Source organism: Devosia sp. T2-14 (genome assembly GCF_055397495.1).
Genome location: NZ_AP027921.1, coordinates 420,911 through 439,513, shown reverse-complemented (window position 1 = coordinate 439,513; position 18,603 = coordinate 420,911). Strand labels below are relative to the sequence as shown.

21 protein-coding genes are annotated in these 18,603 nt (G+C 63.3%); 9 read left to right on the top strand and 12 right to left on the bottom strand.

What is annotated here, in order from left to right; all coding sequences use genetic code 11:
• Positions 1 to 4: 4 nt before the first annotated feature.
• Positions 5 to 1,357 (bottom strand): aminotransferase class I/II-fold pyridoxal phosphate-dependent enzyme, encoded by a 1,353-nt coding sequence (locus tag ACZ5WT_RS02190; RefSeq protein WP_464285755.1) that lies wholly within the window; start codon positions 1,355 to 1,357, stop codon positions 5 to 7.
• Between the two features lie 381 nt (positions 1,358 to 1,738).
• On the opposite strand from ACZ5WT_RS02190, the gene ACZ5WT_RS02185 reads away from it, so the two are divergent.
• Positions 1,739 to 3,970 carry a putative bifunctional diguanylate cyclase/phosphodiesterase gene (locus ACZ5WT_RS02185; RefSeq protein WP_464285754.1) on the top strand — a complete coding sequence of 744 codons (2,232 nt, stop codon included), beginning with the start codon at positions 1,739 to 1,741 and terminating at the stop codon, positions 3,968 to 3,970.
• Here ACZ5WT_RS02185 and ACZ5WT_RS02180 read toward each other — a convergent pair.
• The gene (locus ACZ5WT_RS02180; RefSeq protein ID WP_464285753.1) at positions 3,967 to 5,004 is read right to left on the bottom strand and encodes a helix-turn-helix domain-containing protein; all 1,038 of its coding nucleotides are present in this window, start codon (positions 5,002 to 5,004) and stop codon (positions 3,967 to 3,969) included. The two genes, ACZ5WT_RS02185 and ACZ5WT_RS02180, sit on opposite strands and share 4 nt — an antisense overlap.
• A 148-nt stretch (positions 5,005 to 5,152) precedes the next feature.
• Here ACZ5WT_RS02180 and ACZ5WT_RS02175 point away from each other — a divergent pair, with 148 nt between their 5' ends.
• Together ACZ5WT_RS02175 and ACZ5WT_RS02170 are read left to right on the top strand one after the other, a co-directional pair.
• Entirely contained in the window at positions 5,153 to 5,797 is a 645-nt protein-coding gene (locus ACZ5WT_RS02175) for a hypothetical protein (RefSeq protein ID WP_464285752.1), read from the top strand.
• Positions 5,798 to 5,911: 114 nt separating this feature from the next.
• Positions 5,912 to 6,070 carry a hypothetical protein gene (locus ACZ5WT_RS02170; RefSeq protein WP_464285751.1) on the top strand — a complete coding sequence of 53 codons (159 nt, stop codon included), beginning with the start codon at positions 5,912 to 5,914 and terminating at the stop codon, positions 6,068 to 6,070.
• A 46-nt stretch (positions 6,071 to 6,116) separates the two neighbouring features.
• On the opposite strand, the gene ACZ5WT_RS02165 is transcribed toward ACZ5WT_RS02170, so the two are convergent.
• The 6 genes from ACZ5WT_RS02165 to ACZ5WT_RS02140 form a co-directional block, all read right to left on the bottom strand.
• On the bottom strand, positions 6,117 to 7,253 hold the full coding sequence (locus tag ACZ5WT_RS02165; RefSeq protein WP_464285750.1) for a succinylglutamate desuccinylase/aspartoacylase family protein: 1,137 nt from the start codon (positions 7,251 to 7,253) through the stop codon (positions 6,117 to 6,119).
• An 11-nt stretch (positions 7,254 to 7,264) separates the two neighbouring features.
• Complete coding sequence (locus ACZ5WT_RS02160; protein ID WP_464285749.1) at positions 7,265 to 7,552, bottom strand: MTH1187 family thiamine-binding protein; 288 nt, start codon at positions 7,550 to 7,552, stop codon at positions 7,265 to 7,267.
• A gap of 7 nt (positions 7,553 to 7,559) precedes the next feature.
• Positions 7,560 to 8,294: an ABC transporter permease gene (locus tag ACZ5WT_RS02155; RefSeq protein WP_464285748.1), complete on the bottom strand. Its 735-nt coding sequence runs from the start codon at positions 8,292 to 8,294 to the stop codon at positions 7,560 to 7,562.
• Positions 8,294 to 9,103: an ABC transporter permease subunit gene (locus tag ACZ5WT_RS02150; RefSeq protein WP_464285747.1), complete on the bottom strand. Its 810-nt coding sequence runs from the start codon at positions 9,101 to 9,103 to the stop codon at positions 8,294 to 8,296. Before ACZ5WT_RS02150 ends, ACZ5WT_RS02155 begins: the two co-directional genes overlap by 1 nt.
• A gap of 86 nt (positions 9,104 to 9,189) precedes the next feature.
• The gene (locus ACZ5WT_RS02145) at positions 9,190 to 9,942 is read right to left on the bottom strand and encodes a transporter substrate-binding domain-containing protein (protein WP_464285746.1); all 753 of its coding nucleotides are present in this window, start codon (positions 9,940 to 9,942) and stop codon (positions 9,190 to 9,192) included.
• A gap of 63 nt (positions 9,943 to 10,005) precedes the next feature.
• On the bottom strand, positions 10,006 to 10,797 hold the full coding sequence (locus ACZ5WT_RS02140) for an ABC transporter ATP-binding protein (protein ID WP_464285745.1): 792 nt from the start codon (positions 10,795 to 10,797) through the stop codon (positions 10,006 to 10,008).
• Between the two features lie 203 nt (positions 10,798 to 11,000).
• On the opposite strand from ACZ5WT_RS02140, the gene ACZ5WT_RS02135 reads away from it, so the two are divergent.
• Positions 11,001 to 11,801, top strand: a complete 801-nt coding sequence (locus tag ACZ5WT_RS02135) for a YdcF family protein (protein WP_464285744.1) — start codon at positions 11,001 to 11,003, stop codon at positions 11,799 to 11,801.
• Here ACZ5WT_RS02135 and ACZ5WT_RS02130 read toward each other — a convergent pair.
• From ACZ5WT_RS02130 to ACZ5WT_RS02120, 3 genes are all read right to left on the bottom strand, one after another.
• Complete coding sequence (locus tag ACZ5WT_RS02130; RefSeq protein ID WP_464285743.1) at positions 11,786 to 12,682, bottom strand: sensor histidine kinase; 897 nt, start codon at positions 12,680 to 12,682, stop codon at positions 11,786 to 11,788. The two genes, ACZ5WT_RS02135 and ACZ5WT_RS02130, sit on opposite strands and share 16 nt — an antisense overlap.
• Positions 12,683 to 12,846: 164 nt before the next feature.
• Complete coding sequence (locus ACZ5WT_RS02125; protein ID WP_464285742.1) at positions 12,847 to 13,011, bottom strand: DUF1328 domain-containing protein; 165 nt, start codon at positions 13,009 to 13,011, stop codon at positions 12,847 to 12,849.
• Between the two features lie 99 nt (positions 13,012 to 13,110).
• Positions 13,111 to 13,905 carry a response regulator gene (locus tag ACZ5WT_RS02120; protein WP_464285741.1) on the bottom strand — a complete coding sequence of 265 codons (795 nt, stop codon included), beginning with the start codon at positions 13,903 to 13,905 and terminating at the stop codon, positions 13,111 to 13,113.
• Between the two features lie 166 nt (positions 13,906 to 14,071).
• Here ACZ5WT_RS02120 and ACZ5WT_RS02115 point away from each other — a divergent pair, with 166 nt between their 5' ends.
• Positions 14,072 to 14,293, top strand: coding sequence for a NepR family anti-sigma factor (locus tag ACZ5WT_RS02115; protein ID WP_464285740.1), 222 nt, complete (start codon positions 14,072 to 14,074; stop codon positions 14,291 to 14,293).
• A 4-nt stretch (positions 14,294 to 14,297) separates the two neighbouring features.
• On the top strand, positions 14,298 to 14,852 hold the full coding sequence (locus ACZ5WT_RS02110) for an RNA polymerase sigma factor (protein ID WP_464285739.1): 555 nt from the start codon (positions 14,298 to 14,300) through the stop codon (positions 14,850 to 14,852).
• On the opposite strand, the gene ACZ5WT_RS02105 is transcribed toward ACZ5WT_RS02110, so the two are convergent.
• Positions 14,849 to 15,217 (bottom strand): response regulator, encoded by a 369-nt coding sequence (locus ACZ5WT_RS02105; protein WP_464285738.1) that lies wholly within the window; start codon positions 15,215 to 15,217, stop codon positions 14,849 to 14,851. The two genes, ACZ5WT_RS02110 and ACZ5WT_RS02105, sit on opposite strands and share 4 nt — an antisense overlap.
• A gap of 141 nt (positions 15,218 to 15,358) precedes the next feature.
• Here ACZ5WT_RS02105 and ACZ5WT_RS02100 point away from each other — a divergent pair, with 141 nt between their 5' ends.
• From ACZ5WT_RS02100 to ACZ5WT_RS02090, 3 genes are all read left to right on the top strand, one after another.
• Entirely contained in the window at positions 15,359 to 16,111 is a 753-nt protein-coding gene (locus ACZ5WT_RS02100) for a Crp/Fnr family transcriptional regulator (protein ID WP_464285737.1), read from the top strand.
• A gap of 169 nt (positions 16,112 to 16,280) precedes the next feature.
• Complete coding sequence (locus ACZ5WT_RS02095; RefSeq protein WP_464285736.1) at positions 16,281 to 17,621, top strand: sensor histidine kinase; 1,341 nt, start codon at positions 16,281 to 16,283, stop codon at positions 17,619 to 17,621.
• A 25-nt stretch (positions 17,622 to 17,646) separates the two neighbouring features.
• Positions 17,647 to 18,555: a diacylglycerol/lipid kinase family protein gene (locus ACZ5WT_RS02090; protein WP_464285735.1), complete on the top strand. Its 909-nt coding sequence runs from the start codon at positions 17,647 to 17,649 to the stop codon at positions 18,553 to 18,555.
• Positions 18,556 to 18,603: the final 48 nt, after the last annotated feature.

Genomic DNA, 18,603 nt, shown 5'->3' with positions numbered 1-18,603 from the left:
TCCATTATGCCGCGGACGTGCCGCGGGCGCGTCCCGCATACGGTCGGCCCTCATGACCCACCCTATATTCCAGATCCGCATCGCGCATTGCCTGGGCCAGGATAGTCACCACCTGGTCGATATCCTCGAATGAGTGCGCGGCCATCACCTGGAAGCGGAAGCGGGCGCCGCCCTGTGGGACGGCGGGATATTCGACCAGATTGGCAATGCCGCCGAGTGCCATCAGGTGCCGCGAGGCAAACCGGCCGACGCCTTCAAGCCCGAGGCTTACCGGCACGATAGGCGAGGGATCGCCCAGAGTTTCCAGCCCGGCCTTGGTCATTTCGGCGCGCAGATAGAGGATGTTGTCCATCAGCTTGCGGCGCAGCGCGCGGCCTTCTTCCGAGCGGACGATACTGAGCGCGCTCAAAACCGTGGCTGCCTGTACCGGCGAGAGTGCGTTGGAGAAGGTGTGGGTAGCGCTGTAGTATTTGAGATATTCGGCGGCGGCCTTGGACTTCACGGCAATGAAGCCGCCATTGGAGCCGAAGGTCTTGGAGAAGCTGCCGATGATGATGTCGGCCGCGTCCATGGCATTCTGCAGGCCCAGATGGCCCAGCCCGTCTTCGCCGATCGAGCCCAGGTCGTGAGCGCAGTCGACCAAAAGGGTCGCATTGTACTGATCGCACAGCGCACGCATGGCCAACAGGTCAGGGGTGTCGGAGTGCATCGAGAACAGGCTCTCGGTGACCACCAGGATGCCGTTGGTCTGATCCTGGGCGCGGATGCGTTCGAGTTTGCGCGTCAGGGCATCGAGATTGAGGTGGCCATGATAGTGCACATTGTTAGTCGCGGCCTTTGCACCTTCCTGCAGGCAGGAATGGGCCAGGATATCCAACACCACGTGGTCGTTGCCGCGCACGAAGCCTTGCACCGAGCCATAGCCCGCGGCCCAGCCGGTGGGGTAAAGCACGACCTCGCGCCCGCCGAGGAAGTCGGAGAGTGCGCTTTCGAGCAGCAGTGAATTGGCAGTATTGCCCAGGAGGGCCGCCGAGCCGGCGCTGTGCACGCCATACTCGCCGATCGCCTCGATTGCCGCAGCCTTGACGGCCGGGTGGGAGGAGAGGCTGAGATAGTCCTGGCTGGCGAAGTTGATGCCGGAAAAGCTCTGCCCGGAATCGCTCTTGGCCTCGCAACGGGCCTGCGGCGCGGTGGAGGTGGAACGGGCATAGGGCCACAATTCATGCTCGCGACGCAGGTTCTGCCATTCGTAAAACCCCGCAACGCGGTTGATGAGATCGGCGCCTTCGGGCGCACGAAAGTCGCGCAAACTGCCTGCCAGCGCTGCTTCCGGAACGGAATTGACCGTTTTGCTCATGACGCTCTCCTAGTCGAGACTTTTTATATGCTTGATTGATCAAAATTAAGGATGGTGCTTGAAAATCAACTTAAGCGGAGCGGTTTATTTTGGGTAACCGGGCGCGGTGAGGAATTGCGCTTAACAAAGCGTGTTCAGCTCGACCGTCTATTTGCCTGCGGAAAGGCACATACATAATATTAATCGCTGCTGCGGCATGTTATCCGCATGAGCTTACTTCCCGGTGCGAGTTTATTTTCGCTGGTCCACGGCTTTGTCGATCGCGCCATTGGCGCGGACGGCCTGCCACCGGCTGTCCGGGATAAACTACTACGCCAGCAGCTGGGTTCGGTAGGCCAGCTCGCCCCGGCAATGCTTGCAGCATGCTTGATGGTTTCTGGCATGTTTCTTGTACTTTGCTGGCAAACGCCGCATTTCGGACCGGTGCTGGCCAGCTCCTGCGCGATCGCGCTGATCGGACTGCACAATGCCTATCTCTTCGTCCGCTCATCACAGGATGCCAGCGCCGGGTCGCCACGCATGTCGGCGACGCGGGTGGTGCTCTATGCGCTGCTGCTCGGCCTGCTCTGGGGCGTGATGCTCAATGTGCTGCCGATGGATGGCAATGGTACGCTGCGCAGCGCAGCGGCGGTCGGGGTCGGTGGCTTGCTGTGCATCGCCATGGTCTCGCTGATCAACTATCCGCAGGCGCTGGCGGCCTTCGCCATTCCGCTGATCGTGGGGGCCTTCGGCACGATACTGAGCCTCAAATCTACCCCGGACTTCTGGGTGCACAGCGCGTTGCTGATGGGTTTTGTGCTGATCATGGTGGTGATCACCCTCAAGCATGCTGCGGCCTTCGTGGCGCATCGGGCCTCCGAGAGCCAGGTCAAGGAGAAGCGCGAGATCATCGCCCTGCTGCTGCGCGAATTCGAGCAGAGCAGTTCGGACTGGATTTGGGGCTTTGATGCTGATGGCGCGATCAACCGCATGTCGGCCGGGTTCACGGCCGCGACGGGCGTCGATGAGCAGGAATTGCTGGGCGCCGATTTCGTGCATTTCCTGCGCTGCATCACCCCGCCCAATGATCCGCTGATGGCCCATGTCGAGGAAGATGTTGCGGCGGGGCGGACCATTCATGACGTCGTGCTCTGCGTCACGGCTGATGGCCGGGAGTGCTGGTGGAGCCTGACCGGTAAGCCGGCCTTCGACGAAGCCGGGAAATATCTGGGCTACATCGGCACCGGATCGGACATCACAGAGCGCAAGATTGCCGAGCGACGCATCACCATGCTGGCCCATCATGATCCGATGACGGGCCTACTGAACCGCACCAAGTTCACCGAACATCTCAATAGCTGCGTGGCCCGGCTGGAGCGCTATGGCGCGCCGTTCTCGCTGATGTTCCTCGATCTCGACCAGTTCAAGTCGGTCAATGATGGCCGGGGCCATCTGGTAGGCGACAAGCTGCTGGTGCAGGTAGCCAAGCGCATCCATGCTATGGTGCGCGACACCGATCTGGCGGCGCGGCTGGGCGGGGACGAATTCGCCATCATCTTGCCCAATGACAGCAATGCCGACAAGGTCGGCGCTCTGGCGGCGCGGGTGATCGAGGAAATCAAGCGGCCCTGCGCGATCGATGGCGAACAGATCCATATTGGGGTGAGCATCGGCATCGCCATCGCCCCGATGAACGGCACGAGGCCCGACCAGATCCTGCGCAATGCGGACCTGGCGCTTTATCGCGCCAAGGCCGATGGGCGTTCGGTGTTCCGGTTCTTTGAAAGCCAGATGGATTCGGAGGCGCGCGAGCGCCGCCTGCTTGAGGTAGAGCTAGGTGAAGCGATCAGCAATCAGGAACTGGTGCTCTATTATCAGCCGCTGGTTTCATCGATCGATGCGCAGCCGCTCGGGTTTGAGGCACTGATCCGCTGGAACCACCCCATACGGGGATTGGTGGCGCCTGCGGAGTTCATTCCCATTGCCGAGCAGTCCAACCTGATCGTCGATATCGGGGACTGGACCATCATCGAGGCCTGTACCGCCGCCGCCAACTGGCCCGACCATCTTACGGTAGCAGTGAACCTGTCCGCCAAGCATTTCCGGCGCTCCGACATTGCCACGGTGGTGCGGCGGGCGCTGGCCGTATCGGGGTTGGAGGCGCATCGGCTGGAGATCGAGATCACTGAGGGCCTGCTGATGGAGACTCCGGAGGAGGTGGTCGAAAAGCTCGGCGAAATTCGAGCTTTGGGCGTCACCATCGCCATGGATGATTTCGGCACCGGCTATTCGAGCCTGAGCTATCTGCTGAAGTTCCCCTTCGACAAGATCAAGATCGATCGTTCCTTCATCGATGCCTCCAGCGGCGATGAAGTGGCGCGCGACATTCTCAAGGCCATTGCCTCGCTGGGCAAAACGCTCAAGCTCAAGATCACCGCCGAGGGCGTCGAAACACAGGCACAGGCCGAGTTCCTGTCCGAGATTGCCTGCCACCAGCTGCAAGGGTTCTACTTCTCCCGGCCGCTCGACAATATCGACCTGCCGCATTACCTGCTGACGCAGGTGCTGCCGAAAGCCCCGGCGGTCAAGGCCGAAGCCGAGGCTAGGCTGTCCGGGACGCTGGCGGCCAGCTAGCGGCCGACGTCGCGCGGGCTGATGTCGAAGCGCCGCCGGAATGCCTGGCTGAATGTCGATAGATCAGAGAACCCGAACCGCGCCGCCACCGCCGAGACCCGGCTGCCGGGCTGGGCGGCGAGCGCCGCCATCGCCCCCTGCAAGCGCAGTTCCCTGATATAGCCGGCAATGGGCAACTCCCGCTCGGCGAACAGGCGATACAGCGTGGCACGCGAACAGCCAACGGCCGCCGCGATGCGATCGGGTGAGAGGTCTTCTTCGTCGAGATGGCTGCGGATGAAGCGGCAGGCCGCAGCAAAGCGTCCCGGTTCCATGGCGGCGCTGTCGGGCGTATCGGGTGAGGCCATGGTTGCCTGCGCCAGCGCCGTGAGACCCGGAAACAGCGGACCGATGCTGCTGTCAGCCAGCCCGCGTCCGCGCTGCCAGAGCACGGTGAACTGCGCCGCCAGAAACGGCGCGAGCGGGGAGGCGGCGATCTGGCGGGCCAGCATGTTGGGCGTCAGGTCTGGCGAGAAGCCGCTGCGCAGGGCCACGTCGCGCGGCAGGGCCAGATAAACACCGCCGCCGCGGGTCCAGCCGACCTCTGCGGCGCGAGCGGCGTCGTAGACATAGAAGCCGCCAGCTCGGACGCTATGCTCGCCGGAATCGTCGACCTGCCAGCGGCAGCCTTCCATCACATAGCCGATGGTGATGTCATCGAGCCCATCGACGCGATACTGCGCGAGGTGCCGACTGCCCCGGATCGCCTCGCTCGTGCCGATGCCAATGGAGGCGTTTGGCGCGAAGAAGCCGGTGCCGGTAGCGTGGAAACGCTGGCGCTGGTCGTCGTCGGGCCGCTGCGCGCTGAAATTGTAGAAAACAACGCTGCGCCAGAAGTCATAGGCCTCGCGCGGTGCGACGCCGGCCGTGCTGACATCGATGCGGGCGGGTTCGACTGGGGCGCCATGCTCGGACCGCCACGGCCCCAATGCCGGGTCCCATGCCCAGCCGGATGCCGACCAGTTCCATCGCAGTCCATCATGCGTAGCTGTCATGGTCCGCCCCCACGACAAATAGGAACATGCCAAGCCCAAAATGCGCAAGTGGGTGCAATGAGACAGATCTCAGAAAATGAGACGCTTTGCAAAGCGGCGGCATTAACGCTGACCTAGCTTGCCAATGCTGTGAGGAGCCATCGAGCCCATGACTAAAGCCACTTCAGTGCTGTCCCTGCGCCTTGGGGGCGCCGTCTTGGCGTCGGCCGCCTTCGGGCTGATTGCGGTGGCGATACTGCCCAATGGGTCGCTGCTGGCGGCCATAGGCCTGGGCTTCCTGTTCGGCACCAGTTTCATCGGGGGCACGGGCTATCGCATCGTGCTGGCGTCGCTCTCAGGTGAACGGCAGGCGGCGCCGGCCTCCTGGTCGGGCGCCACGACCGGGGCGGCACTGTTTGCGCTGGTGCTTTGGGCGATTGCCCTGCTGTTCGGCCGCGACGGCCTGCCGGTGCTGATGGGGTTCGGCGTCGGGATCAATATTGCCTACCTGCTCGCCAAGACGGCCTGCGTGTCGGCCCACTGCTGTCATGCGGCGCCTGAGCACCGCCTGCCGGTGGATCTGCGGACCATCGAGATTGCCGGGACCATCGTGACGCTGGTTGCGGCCGTGGCGCTGGCCATGGTCAGCCTGCGCCTTGGTGCGATCATCGGGATCGGCGGGCACCTGGCCATACGGCTGCTGTCGCGCCGGACGCGCAATCGCTGGTCCTGGGGCTGGCCGCCGCTGCGCCAGCCCGGCGCTGAACTGGCGCCGCTGATTGCGGTGCTGGTTGCGGCCATGCTGTCGGTTTGACCGCAGAAAGTGCGGATGGCGATACGCCTGAACGGGTGATGAGACGCAGACTAAAATCGGCGGGAGCCGGCCGCGTTATGCTTCATGCATTCATCGGAATCGAGGAGGCAAGTTTTGACCACGAATAAAGACGCAAAGCCGGGTCGTCGGGTTGGGTTTCTCGGCATCCTGCTGGCATTGACCGCGGCGGCCGCCGTTGGCGGGTGCTTCCAGGCGCCAATGGGTCCTGGCTATTCGGGCGGTTCGAGCCCGGGCATGTCCGGTCCGGTCTAAGACTGCAGGGCGGCGCTCACCAGCGTCGCCCTTCTTGTTTCGGGCGTCAGTCTTCCAGCAGATAGGCGCCAGCGCGGGTGGGCAGGATGTCCGTGCCGACGATCTTGGCAATGCCTGAGCCGCTCCGCACGTATTTTGCCGAAATCCGCGACAGCACGAAGCCGTCGGTGCCCGACAGGATCGGACGGCGTGCCAGGAAGGCTTCGGGGCCATCCATGGCGATCAGGTCGGCAATCGGCTGGCCCTTGGTGACGCGATCACCCAATTCGACACGATAGGCGATGATCCCGGGCGCATCGACGCGCAGCACTTCGGTGGCTTCAAACGGCACCGGGGCAGGGGCGGAGGCGGGCCTGGCCCCCGTAGCGGCGGTGATGAGTCCGCGGCCAGCGAAAAAGCCGAAGAGGCCATTGGCGTCATCCTTGCCGATAGCGTCGAACACGTCGGCCTGGCCGCGATATTCCAGCGTTGCCGTTTCGGCGCCCGTCGGGATCGGGTGATCGGGATTGGCGAGCCGCGCCTTGCGGTAGAGACTGGGCAGCACCTCGTCGAACGAGCCTCCGCCGCTATCCTCGGCGGTCAGCGTTGCGGCGACGCCCATCCAGTCTGCAAGGTCCTGCAGCTGCAGTTCTGGGGAAGTGAAGATGTGCTTGAGGCTGTCGTCGTCGCAATGCAGGTCGAGCACGATATCGGAGGCGGCGGCAGACTTGAGCACCAGCAGGCGCAGCTTCTGGATGGCGGTGGCCGGCCGCTGGCTATCGATCCATGCGGCGACAGCGGAACGGATGGTGGCGATATTGGCGGCGGGATCGCTGGTCAGCTTGCCGGCGATGGCATCGGCGATCTGGGGGTAGAGGTCGGGCCAGCGGCGATTGTAGTTGACCCCGGTTTCGATGTCATAGCGGCCGATATGGTGGCGCAGCGAAATATTGCCCAGCCCCAGCGGATTGACCGAGGGGAAGATCGTGAAATGCGCCTTGAGCTGGCCTGACGCATCGGCGTCGCGCAGCATGGGCAGCAGGTGATGCAGCGCCATGGTGCCGGGCTGTTCGTCGGCATGAAGCGCAGCCTGCAGGTGCACGCGGGTCGCGGCGTCGGCGTGGCCAACCGTGTACCAGGACAGGGTCGTGCTGGTGCCGGGGGTGTCGCCGGCAAGGTCGGTCTGGTGGAGCTGGAAGGTCATCGAAACATCTCTCAGGCGAGGCTGGCGAGTTTGTCAGCCATGGTTTGGGCTTTGTCATTCCGCGTCGAGAACGACATGGTGCAGAAAATGCGGGCGACACCAAGCGCGTGCAGGCGCTCGCAGCAGGCTTCGACCGTGGCGGTGACGTCGGCCATCTCGCCCTCGATATTGGTTCCGTTGGCATGCATCTCATAGCTGAGGCCCGAGGCATCGATGATGTCGCGCACCTCGCGGATATAGGCCGAGACCGACGGGCCGACGCCCATCGGGACAATGCACAGGTCGGCGATGATCTTCATGATGGTCCTAGCGTAGCCATTTGGGACGGAAGCGCATGCGCGGCGGGGCCGGCATGTGCCGCATCAGGCGCTGATAGATCAGTCCGAACACGTAGAACACCACCAGCGACACCGCCAGGAAGTAAAGCGCGGCGACCGAGAAATGCAGGAATGCGTTGAAGTCGCGCTCGAACAGGTCCTTTGCCGTGACCATCAGGTCTTTCTGCTGACCGATCACCGGCAGCGCGAAATAGACGATGGCCGTGGCGTGGAACAGGAATACCACTTCGTTGGTATAGGCGGGCCAGGCCAGCCGGATCAGGTTGGGCCACACGATACGGCGGAACTGCTGCACCCGGCTCATGCCATAGGCGCGCGCCGCTTCGACCTCGCCGCGCGGCACGGCGCGCAGGGCGCCGTAGAAAATTTCGGCAGTATAGGCGGCGGTATTCAGCGTCAGCACCAGCGGGCCGATGAACAGCGGATGCAGCACGAACCAGGAAATGCCCATCGGCTTCCAGAGGCTCACGTTGAACGAGAGCGCCAGCGAGTAGATCATGAAGAACTGGATGAACAGCGGCGAGCCGCGGAAGGCGTAGATATAGCCCCGGCTCAGCCGGGAAATGATCGGGTTGGACGAGGCCTTGCCCAGCGCCAGGAACACCGCGCAGACGAAGCCGATCGGGATCGAGGCCACGGCAAAGTAGATATTGAACCACACCGCCGGGGCGAAGATGGCGATCTCGTTGAGCAGGGTTTCCATCAGCGGGCCTCGCTCAGAATGCCGCGGCCAGCGCGCCGCATGATGGCTTCGAAGGCCTTTTCGGAGAGCAGGGTCACCAGGATGTAGAACACGAAGAGCACGAGATAATAGCGCCAGCGCCAGTCCTCATGGACGAGGCCGACGGCGGGCAGGAAATTGGGGGCGCCGAGGCGGTCGGCCCACAGCACGATATCGGCGATCTGCAGCAGCGAGAGCAGCGAGGTCGCCTTGACGATCAGCATCCAGACGTTGGAGAGGCCCGGCAGCGCATAGACCCACATCTGGCGGATATGGACGCGCCAGAGCACCTGGCGGGCCGACATGCCATAGGCGCGCGCGGCTTCAAGCTGCCCCGGGGGCACTGAGCGCAGGGCGCCGTGGATGACATTGGTGGCAAAGGCGCCATAGACCAGGCCCAGCGAAACCGAGGCCAGCAACAGGTATTCGGTGGTGCCCAGGAACCAGTTGGCTTCCTTGCAGGGCGGCCAGGCGGCAGTCTGGGCGGCGATGGCCTCGGGCGAGCAGACCTGGGTGGCGATCAGCCATTCCACGCCCTGCTCGAAGGCGAGCGGGAAGAACAGGAAGAACAGCACGTCGGGCACGCCGCGCACGATGGACGAATAGATCGTGCCGATCAGCCGGAGCGGGAAGAAACGGGAATTCTTGAGGGTGGCGCCGATCAGCCCGAAGACGACGGCGAGCGTGCCGCCGACCACGGCTGCGAACACCGTGAACTGAAAGCTTGCGTACCAGGTCAGGTGCTTGCCGTTGGTGAGATAGCTCAACCAGAAGGCGATATCGTCGGTCATGGAGCGGCTTTCAAAAGCATGGACGCTGGCATGGCAGACCTTTCAGCAAATGGCCGGGGTGAGCGAACCCACCCCGACCAGTCAGATTATTCAGCGAAATACGGGCCGTGGCCTTCGAACCACTGCGCGATCAGCTTGTCGACGGTGCCATCCTTCTTGAGGGCGGTCAGGGCGTCGTTGAGCGTGGCCTTGAGGGCCGGGTCGTCCTTGCGGACGCCAGCGCCAACGCCGTCGCCGATCATCACGTCGTCGCCGTAGAATTCGAGGCCGCCGCCCGAAGCGGTGACGATGGGCTCAAGGTAGGCGCCGTCGGCCAGGATGGTGTCGAGGTTACCGGCAGCCAGGTCGGCCATGGCCTGATCGGCGGTGGCGAAGGCGATGACGGTGTTGTTTGCGCTGAGGTTTTCGTCAGCATAGCCGGCCTGCATGGTGCCGCCCTGGACGCCGATGCGGGCGCCCGACAGCGCTGCAAAGTCAAGGGTCGAACCAGCGGGCGCCACATACTTGGACGGATCGGGCGGGAAGTAGTTCTGGGTGAAGTCGATGGTGGCGAGGCGCTCTTCAGTGATCGACATGCCGGCCATGATCACGTCGTAGTTGCCAGCGAGCAGGTTCGGAATGATCGAATCCCAGTCGTTGATGATCCACTCGCAGGTCAGGTTGGCCTGAACGCAGATGGCGTTGCCCAGGTCGATCTCAAAACCGGCAGGCTGGCCTGCGTCATTGAGGAAGTTCCAGGGGGCATAGGCGCCTTCGGTGGCGATGCGCACGGTTTCCTGGGCCTGAACCGCCGACCCGAGGGCCAGCACGGCTGCCGCCGCGAGAATGACTTTCTTCATAGGTTTCTCCTTGGATTGCTCTTGTCGTCCGCCCGTTATCGACCGGGCTTGTCATCAGCGCCGCTAGTCGTGGCTCGCGGCGTTGAGGAATTGTCTCAGGCGTGCCGATTTGGTCGCCCCGAACACCTCTTCGGGAGAGCCTTCCTCTTCGATCTGGCCTTGATGGAGAAAGATGACCCGGTCACTGACCGAGCGGGCGAATTCCATGTCGTGGGTCACCAGGATCATCGTGCGGCCTTCATCGGCCAGCACCTTGATGACGCGCAGTACCTCGACTTCGAGTTCGGGATCGAGCGCCGAAGTGGGCTCGTCGAACAGCATGACGCGGGGATTGATGCAGAGTGCGCGCGCGATGGCGGCGCGCTGCTGCTGGCCGCCGGACAGCTGATTGGGATAGGCATCGGCCTTTTCGCGGATGCCGACCTTGGCCAGCATGGCGAGCGCTTCGGCCTCGACTTCGGCCCGGGCCCGGCGCTGCACGACAAGGGGCGCTTCCATGACGTTTTCGAGCACGGTCAGGTGTGCCCACAGGTTGAAGCTCTGGAACACCATGCCCAGTTCGGACCGGATGTGGCGGATCTGTTCTTCGTCGGCAATGTGGCGGTGGGGGGCGGTGCCGCGCAGGCGGATTTCCTCACCATCGATCGCCACCGTGCCGCTATCGGGCACTTCGAGCATGTTGATGCAGCGCAGCAGGGTCGATTTGCCGGAGCCGGACGAACCAATCAGCGAAACCACTTCGCCATCGGTGGCCGAGAACGAAATTCCCTTCAGCACCTCATTGGCGCCGAATGATTTGTGCAAGTCGCGGATCGATACGACCGGCGTTCTTTCCGCAGCGGCTGCTTGCGCCATATTCACCTAGCCTGCAAAAAGCAGGGCCTTCCCGTACCGGCGATTGCCTTATTATGAGGCTGGCAACCTTGACCGCCGCCAAGAAAAGCAAAAGCGGCGGATATAGCAAGGGAAATGATGCTTTCCCCCGCCATGGCTGGGGATGAGACCTCGCCGATGCACGGCGAAGCGGTCTAATACTGTTGGATTCAAATAGGCGGGCGATGTTCTATATATTCTCCAAAGTGTTCTGGGTGCTGGCACAACCGTTGAGCATCGCCTTCCTCTTCGGACTGTGCGGGATCGCGCTGGCCATGTGGGGACGTCGGCGGCTGGGCATCGTCGCGGCAAGCCTGGGCCTGCTGGTGCTTGGGCTCGTTACCTTCACCAATCTGGGCGCGGTGCTGATCGCGCCGCTGGAAGCGCGCTTCGAGCGCCCGGCCGAGATGCCGGCCGATGTCGGGGCTATTCTGGTGCTGGGCGGCTCGACGGCGGCGCGGGTCAGCACGGCGCGCGGCATTGCCGAACTCAACGCGGCCGGCGATCGCTTCACCGACGCGGTCCGGCTGGCACGGCTCTATCCCGAGGCCAAGATCGTGTTCACCGGCGGCGTGGGCATTCTCGATCAGGGCACCGAGAGCGAAGCGGTCACGGCGGAGCGGTTCTTCCTCTCCATGGGCATCGAGCCGGAGCGGCTGGTGCTGGAGAGCCTGTCGCGCAATACCGATGAAAATGCCGATTTCAGCGCCGAATTGCTGGCCGATGTCGACGGCTCGATCATGCTGGTGACGTCCGCTTTCCATATGCCGCGCTCGGTGGGGCTGTTCCGGCGCGTTGGCGTGGATGTCGTGCCTTGGCCGACCGATTATCGCGGCCCCGGCAATGACAGCTTTGGCATCGACCTGGCCAATCTGGTGTTCAATGTCGAGGTGGCCAGCATCGCCATCAAGGAATGGATCGGGCTGGCGGCTTATTACTGGACCGGACGGATCGACAGCATGCTGCCCGATCAGGCCTCGAACTGATCGGCCGGCACGACCAGCCGATAGTGGACTGCGTCGCGATCGACGCTGAAGTCAGCAGATCCGCCGACAGATAGCGGCACGATGCGTTCCAGCACCAGCGTGCCGAAGCGCGGTTCGTGGGGGATACGGTTGGGATCAAGGCCCGTTTCGCGCCAGTCGATGACCAAGTCGGTGGGCTGATTGGGTTCAGTTCGCAGGCTCGCATCAAGGCGAACCTCGCCCGACCGTCCATCGGCCAGCGCGCCATGCAGCACGGCATTGGCGCCAAGCTCGTGAATGGCCAGCCCGATATGCAGTGAGGCATTGGGGCCGAGCAGCGGATTGGCGCCGGTGACGCTGACATTGGCCAGTCCCGAGGCGCCGACACGGGTCAGCTGGGAATCCACGAGCGAGCGCAGATAGGTCCCCCGCCAGTCGCTTTCGGTGACCAGGTCCTGCGTGCTCGACAGGGCATGCAGCCGGCCCCGGAACTTGTCGAGGAAGTCGCGGATATCGCCGCTGTGATGGGCGGTCTGCATAGCGACCGACTGCACGATGGCGAGCAGGTTCTTGGAGCGGTGGCTGACTTCGCGCAGCAATTGCGCCACGGCCATGTCGCGGGCGCGGTCGTCGGTGGTGTCGGTGACGATGGCGATCACGCCGGTTTCGTCGGGCTGCAGGCGCGCCTCGAAATGGCGGCGGTTGAGACCGTCGCTCATCTCGAATTCGATCACCTGTTCGGACCCGGTCGCCCGGCACCGCTCGTGCGCCTGCGCGAACTGGGTGGCGATGGGCTCGGGGAGGACATCGCTTTCCCGCAACCCGAGCAGGTCCTGCCGCGGCCAGCTCGGGGGCGGATTTTCAACCACGTCGAAGCGGTGGTTGGCTTCCTGATGCAGCACACAGACACCTCGGCCATGCAAAGCCGCAGACAAGGCGCGAAGCCTTGTCGACGTATGGCGGTCAGGTGTGGAAGCGGCCATAACATACTCGTGTGGGTAGTGGGTGGCGGAATCCTGCTCCGCCGCGGCAGGACCGCGCTCAGCGGCGCGGCCAGACCACAGAGTTATGTGCGCCGGAAGAACCCGACGACCAGCGAGATGACAAGGAAGACCAGGAACAGGAAGAACAGGATCTGCGCAATTCCCGAGGACGCGCCCGCAATGCCGCCGAAGCCGAGAACGCCGGCGATGAGTGCGATTACAAAAAAGACGAGTGCATAGTAGAGCATCTGGCTCTCCATTATTAAGCTACTGATCTTACAACGGTGTTTGCTGTTCGACGGTTCCTGCCCGCAAACAAAAAGGCCGGGGAAATCCCCGGCCTCTTGTTAAGCGGCGGCCCGTGAGCCCTCGTCGAAGAAGAGCGCCTGACTGATCAGGGCCTTCACCATGTCCGGATTGAACGGTTTGGTGACGAGGAAGGTGGGTTCGGGACGTTCACCAGTCAGCAGGCGTTCGGGGAAGGCGGTGATGAAGATCACCGGCACCGAATGGCTGTTGAGGATGTCGTTGACGGCGTCGATGCCGGAGCTGCCATCGGCGAGCTGGATATCGGCGAGGATCATGCGGGGCTTGGTCTGGGCGAACAGGTTGACGGCCTCGCGATGGGTGCGGGCGACGCTCACCACCTTGTGGCCGAGGCTTTCAACCAGCTGCTCGATATCCATTGCGATCAGCGGCTCATCCTCGATGATCATGATCTCGGTCGCGACCTGGCGCGAAATCTCGATCGAGGCTTCCTCAAGCAGCGAGGCGAAGTCGCCTTCCGACACGCCCAGGATTTCCGCCGCCTGGCTATGGGTGAAGCCTTCAACGGCCACCAGCAGGAAGGCCTGGCGCGGGCGGGGGGAGAGGTTGGCGAGGTTGGTCGCGGCGCGCTGTTCCCAGGCATAGCTGGAGGCGGGCTCGGGGATCGTCACGGCGGAGTTGGAGAACAGTGCCGAGAAGAGCTTATAGAGTGCAATACGGTCGTTCGACGCTTCGGGAAACAGGGAGATGTCTGCGATCAGGGCTTCCAGAGTGGCTGCAACATAGGCATCGCCGGAGGTCTGCGACCCGGTAACTGCGCGAGAAAACCTGCGCAGATACGGCAGGTGCGGAGCAATCCGCGTGGACAAAGTCATGTATTGAACTCCCAGTGACGCTTTTAAGGCCGTGGTTTGCACGAACAAGTGAAACGACGCGCATCCAATCAAAGTTCCCGATACTGGCGGAACTTTTTTCGGTGCTGCACATTATGACGATGAACCGCGGGCAATCTCAAACACTATATGACGGTCTAGACACGGCATGATGAAGGACAAACTTGTGACCCAGCAACGAATGCGGACGCAGGCGGGGCGGGCAGATGATGGGCTGGGTCCGAATACGGATATCGGCGCGCGTCTGCGTGCGCTGTACGGTGCCGTACAAGACGAAGGCGTGCCTGACCAACTTCTTGACCTGCTGGAAAAGCTCGACAGCGCCGAGCAGGCGCAAAAGGCGAAAAATGCTGCTCGTGGCGGAGAGTGATGCCATGACGGCCGAACCGACCTCCTTCAAGCGAGAAATGCTGGCCACTTTGCCGAGCCTGCGCGCCTTCGCGGTGTCGCTGTCGGGCAAGCACGACAAGGCCGACGACCTGGTGCAGGACACCGTCATGAAGGCCTGGGCCAAGCAGTCCAGCTTCGAGATGGGCACCAACATCAAGGCGTGGCTGTTCACCATCCTGCGCAACGAATTCTACAGCCAGATGCGCAAGCGCGGCCGCGAGGTGCAGGACACCGACGGCGCCTTCACCGAACGGCTCTCCGTACATCCCTCGCAATATGGCTCGATGGACATGCAGGACTTCAAGAAAGCCCTGGCGCAGCTGCCGGACGACCAGCGCGAGGCGGTGATCCTGATCGGGGCGTCGGGCTTTTCCTATGAGGAAGCGGCCGAGATCTGCTCCTGTGCCGTCGGCACCATGAAGAGCCGCGTCAGCCGGGCCCGCACCAGGCTGCAGGACATCCTGAGCATTACCGGCGAGGCCGATTACGGTCCCGACGCGGTCTCCACCCAGGTGACGACCAACAATCACTCGTTCTAGCTGCGCTTGGCGAGCACCTGCCTGATGGCGCTCGCCAGGTCCTCCTCGGGCACGGGCTTGAGCACCAGCGGCACGTTGGGCTGCTCGTCATAGCCATGATGCAGCGCCAGGTCGGCGGTGGTCAGCACCACCCCGATTCCCGCCGCCATCAGCGCATCGGCAAGATCCATCACCGCATCGGCGCCGAGGTCAGTCTCCACGACCGCCAGGGCGATTTCGGGCCAGCGGTGGCGCAATTGCTCGGCCTCGATGGGCGTGCGCACCACCAGCGTCTGGCCCGCGCCAAGCTCTTCGAGAATGCGCTGGATATCGAGCGCGATCAGGAACTCTTTCTCAAGGATGAGCGTCGTCCGTCCGTTGAGCATGATGTTTCCATAGGTGATCCTACCCACCAATGCGACAGGTGTCTGATCATGTCATTTAACTATGACATGTCGGGGAACGGGATCGGTTCGGAGGCGTTGCCCTCCCGACCCTCCAGTCAGCCATAAGCGTCAGTGGTGCCGATGAGTCTTGATCTTCCAGCGTCCGGGCGGCGTGTCGCCTGCGAGCAATGTCCGCTTCGCGCCCTGCCGAGCTTTCGTGCCTTCGAGCCTGCCGAACTGCGCTTTGTTTCCTCCTTCAAGACGGGCGAACTGGTCGCCGAGACGGGCACGACGCTGCTGCTCGAGGGCAGTCACAGCGCCCACCTCTATACCGTACTTTCGGGCTGGGCCTTCCGCTATAAGACGCTTCCCGATGGGCGGCGGCAAATCCTAAATTACTCCGTGCCGGGCGATCTGGTGGGCCTGCAGGGCTCGGTCATTGGCGACATGCAGCATTCGGTCGAGGCGCTGACGCCGCTGGTGCTGTGCGTGTTCCAGCGCAACCGCCTCGACGAGCTGTTCCGCAATCACCCCGGCCTCGGCTTCGACATGACCTGGCTCGCCGCTCAGGAAGAGCGCATGCTCGACGACCATCTGCTCAGCCTAGGCCGGCGCACCGCCATCGAGCGAGCGGCCTATCTGCTGGCCTTTCTCCATCATCGGGCGGCGGCGGTGGGGCTGGGCGGGAAGGCACTGCATCTGCCCATTTCGCAGTTGCATGTGGCCGATACGCTGGGCCTTTCCATCGTTCATACCAACAAGACCTTGCGACGGCTGGCGGCGCGCGAGCTGATCCGGTGGGGCGACCGGTTCTGCGAGGTGCTCGATATCGAAGGATTGATGCAGGTGGCCGACTGGACCGGCCCGTCAGAACGCAAGAGGCCATTGATATGAAACGAAGATCGGCCTCAAATATGCCATCGCCTTTGGCCATCACCCCATGGCACGATACACATTGATCGTCGGAGGGGGACGGACGGATGAGACAATGGGGATCGCAGTCGGCATGAGCAGTCCGGGGCAAAAAACAACGACGAGGCGGCGCGTCGCCCAACGTTTGGTCGTGCTCGTATCCCTGACGCTGGTACTGCTGGCGGCTGGCGCTGCACTGGTGCTGGTGCAGGGCATCGACCGGCAGATCAATGACGTCGTCTATACTTATGAAGTGCGCAACAAGGCGCGCGAGCTGACGATCTCGCTCAGCGAAGCGGAAAGCAGCCAGCGCGGCTATACGCTGACGCAAGACCAAAGCTATCTCGACGCCTATGAACGCTCCGTCGCGGCGATCGATACGCGCATGGCGGCGCTGATCGAGGCGACCCAGCCCGATCCGGGCCGCAGCGAGCGGGTGCGTGTCATCGCCAATGAGGTCGCCAGCAAGGTCGCCGAAATGGCGCGATCGGTGCAGCTGGCCGAGGCGCCGCGCACCTCTGAAGCGCAGATCGTGCTGCAGACCGGCATGGGCGAGCGCCTGATGGATAATCTACGCGGCATGCTCGAGAAGTTCATCGCCGAAGAAAATGCCAAGCTCCTGGAGCGCAACGCGCAGATCGATCAGTCGCGGCGCTGGCTGGTCGGGGCCATCATCCTGGCGCTCGCAAGCGCCGTGTTGATGGCTTACGCGCTATTTGCCCGCACCCAGCGGCAGGTCAGCGCGCTGGCGCGCAACCAGGACCTGCTGATGACCGAGAATGAAGAGCTCGAGGCGCATGTGCAGGAACGCACCCAGGCCCTCGAGGAAGCGCGCCTCTATGCCGACCAGGAGCGCAAGCGCGTCGAAACCCTGCTGCAGGACACCAATCACCGCATCGGTAATTCGCTGGCCACCGTGTCATCGCTGCTCGGCCTGCAGCTGATGCGCAGCCAGTCGCCGGAAGTGCGGGCGGCGCTTGAAGCGGCGCGGTCGCGCGTGCATGCCATCGCCTCATCGCATCGCCGCCTGCGGCTTGGCGATGACCTCGAAACGGCGAGCGCCGACGAATTTCTGGATGCCGTTCTCGATGACATTGCCGAAACGGCCGGGGACGGGAAATCGATCAAGCTGGTCGGCAAGTTCGATCCTATCGTCATCGGCGCGCGCGATGCCACCACCGTTGGCATTCTGGTCGGCGAGCTGGTGACCAATGCGGTCAAGCACGCCTTCCCCGATCGTAGCGACGGCTCCATTACCGTTACGCTCAATCGCGACAGCGAAGGCGTGCCCATGCTCAGCGTCATCGATGACGGGGTGGGCATTGATGGCGACATCGAGCCGGGCGGTGGCGGGCTGGGGTCGGTGATCGTCAAGCAGCTGGCCGCCCAGTTCGGCGGGGCGCCGCAATATGAGCGCATGAGCGGTGGTGGGCTCAGCGTGAAGGTGCCGCTGCCGGGCCTCGAAAACAACCGTCCGCCTGCCGTCAACTGATCCCGACGAATCCGGAGTTCCGCGCTTGCGTCTAGTTGCCGTGTTCAACCGCGATGGCGGAACCCTGAGGACGATGGATCTCAACGAGTTCTCGGCCAATGCCGCTGAGATCTTTGCCGCGCGCGGACACCGGCTCGACTGCAAGGTGGTGGCCGGAAGGGACGTGGAAAAGACCCTGCGCGCCGCCGCCATGGATGGGGCTGTCGATGCCATCCTGGCCGGGGGTGGGGATGGCACCATTTCCACGGCGGCGGGGATTGCCTTTGAAACCGGCAAACCCCTGGCCGTGCTGCCGGCCGGGACGATGAACCTCTTCGCCCGTGCACTGCGCGTGCCGCTGGATTTGACTGCAGCCCTGGAAGCGATCGCAGCAGGAACGATCGGCACGGTCGATATCGCCACCGCCAATGGGCGCCCATTCGTGCATCAGTTCGGGGTTGGCATTCATGCGCGGCTGGTGCGCATTCGCGAGAGTATGAGCTACCGCAGCCGGGTGGGCAAAATGCTGGCCAGCCTGCGCGCCATCGGCGCGGCGGCCCTCAACCCGCCGCAGTTCGACGCCGAATTCCAGACTCCAGACGGCACCGACCGACGCCGCGTCTCCGGGATAGCCGTCTCCAATAACCCACTGGGCGACCGGCAGATCCATGCCGACCGGCTGGATACCGGCATGCTGGGCGTCTATGTGGCGGCGCCGGTGTCGACATCGGAGCTGCTCAGGCTGGCGGTCGACCTGTTCCTGGGCAGCTGGCGGGAAAGCCCGATGGTCTCCGAGGAAGAGGTCGCCGAGGTGACTTTGCAATTTCCCCGCCGCAAACGGGGCGCGCATGCAGTGGTCGATGGCGAACTGATCAAGCTCGAACGCTCGGTAACCATCAGGGCACATCCGGGCGCTTTGCGGGTGGTTTTGCCCGGGACGGCCGATAACGCATAAATTGCATATTTCTTTGGAACCAAACCCGGCGCGGCGACGTTTCCGGGC

What these genes read in the sequence shown, in the direction of transcription:
- ACZ5WT_RS02165 (WP_464285750.1), bottom strand. Translation starts at nt 7,253, where the DNA reads ATGACCTTCCAGCTCCACCAGACCGACCTTGCCGGCGACACCCCCGGC.
- ACZ5WT_RS02100 (WP_464285737.1), top strand. Translation starts at nt 15,359, where the DNA reads ATGAGTCTTGATCTTCCAGCGTCCGGGCGGCGTGTCGCCTGCGAGCAA.
- ACZ5WT_RS02135 (WP_464285744.1), top strand. Translation starts at nt 11,001, where the DNA reads ATGTTCTATATATTCTCCAAAGTGTTCTGGGTGCTGGCACAACCGTTG.
- ACZ5WT_RS02105 (WP_464285738.1), bottom strand. Translation starts at nt 15,217, where the DNA reads ATGCTCAACGGACGGACGACGCTCATCCTTGAGAAAGAGTTCCTGATC.
- ACZ5WT_RS02155 (WP_464285748.1), bottom strand. Translation starts at nt 8,294, where the DNA reads ATGGAAACCCTGCTCAACGAGATCGCCATCTTCGCCCCGGCGGTGTGG.
- ACZ5WT_RS02175 (WP_464285752.1), top strand. Translation starts at nt 5,153, where the DNA reads ATGACTAAAGCCACTTCAGTGCTGTCCCTGCGCCTTGGGGGCGCCGTC.
- ACZ5WT_RS02125 (WP_464285742.1), bottom strand. Translation starts at nt 13,011, where the DNA reads ATGCTCTACTATGCACTCGTCTTTTTTGTAATCGCACTCATCGCCGGC.
- ACZ5WT_RS02160 (WP_464285749.1), bottom strand. Translation starts at nt 7,552, where the DNA reads ATGAAGATCATCGCCGACCTGTGCATTGTCCCGATGGGCGTCGGCCCG.
- ACZ5WT_RS02150 (WP_464285747.1), bottom strand. Translation starts at nt 9,103, where the DNA reads ATGACCGACGATATCGCCTTCTGGTTGAGCTATCTCACCAACGGCAAG.
- ACZ5WT_RS02110 (WP_464285739.1), top strand. Translation starts at nt 14,298, where the DNA reads ATGACGGCCGAACCGACCTCCTTCAAGCGAGAAATGCTGGCCACTTTG.
- ACZ5WT_RS02185 (WP_464285754.1), top strand. Translation starts at nt 1,739, where the DNA reads ATGTTTCTTGTACTTTGCTGGCAAACGCCGCATTTCGGACCGGTGCTG.
- ACZ5WT_RS02190 (WP_464285755.1), bottom strand. Translation starts at nt 1,357, where the DNA reads ATGAGCAAAACGGTCAATTCCGTTCCGGAAGCAGCGCTGGCAGGCAGT.
- ACZ5WT_RS02140 (WP_464285745.1), bottom strand. Translation starts at nt 10,797, where the DNA reads ATGGCGCAAGCAGCCGCTGCGGAAAGAACGCCGGTCGTATCGATCCGC.
- ACZ5WT_RS02120 (WP_464285741.1), bottom strand. Translation starts at nt 13,905, where the DNA reads ATGACTTTGTCCACGCGGATTGCTCCGCACCTGCCGTATCTGCGCAGG.
- ACZ5WT_RS02145 (WP_464285746.1), bottom strand. Translation starts at nt 9,942, where the DNA reads ATGAAGAAAGTCATTCTCGCGGCGGCAGCCGTGCTGGCCCTCGGGTCG.
- ACZ5WT_RS02180 (WP_464285753.1), bottom strand. Translation starts at nt 5,004, where the DNA reads ATGACAGCTACGCATGATGGACTGCGATGGAACTGGTCGGCATCCGGC.
- ACZ5WT_RS02115 (WP_464285740.1), top strand. Translation starts at nt 14,072, where the DNA reads ATGATGAAGGACAAACTTGTGACCCAGCAACGAATGCGGACGCAGGCG.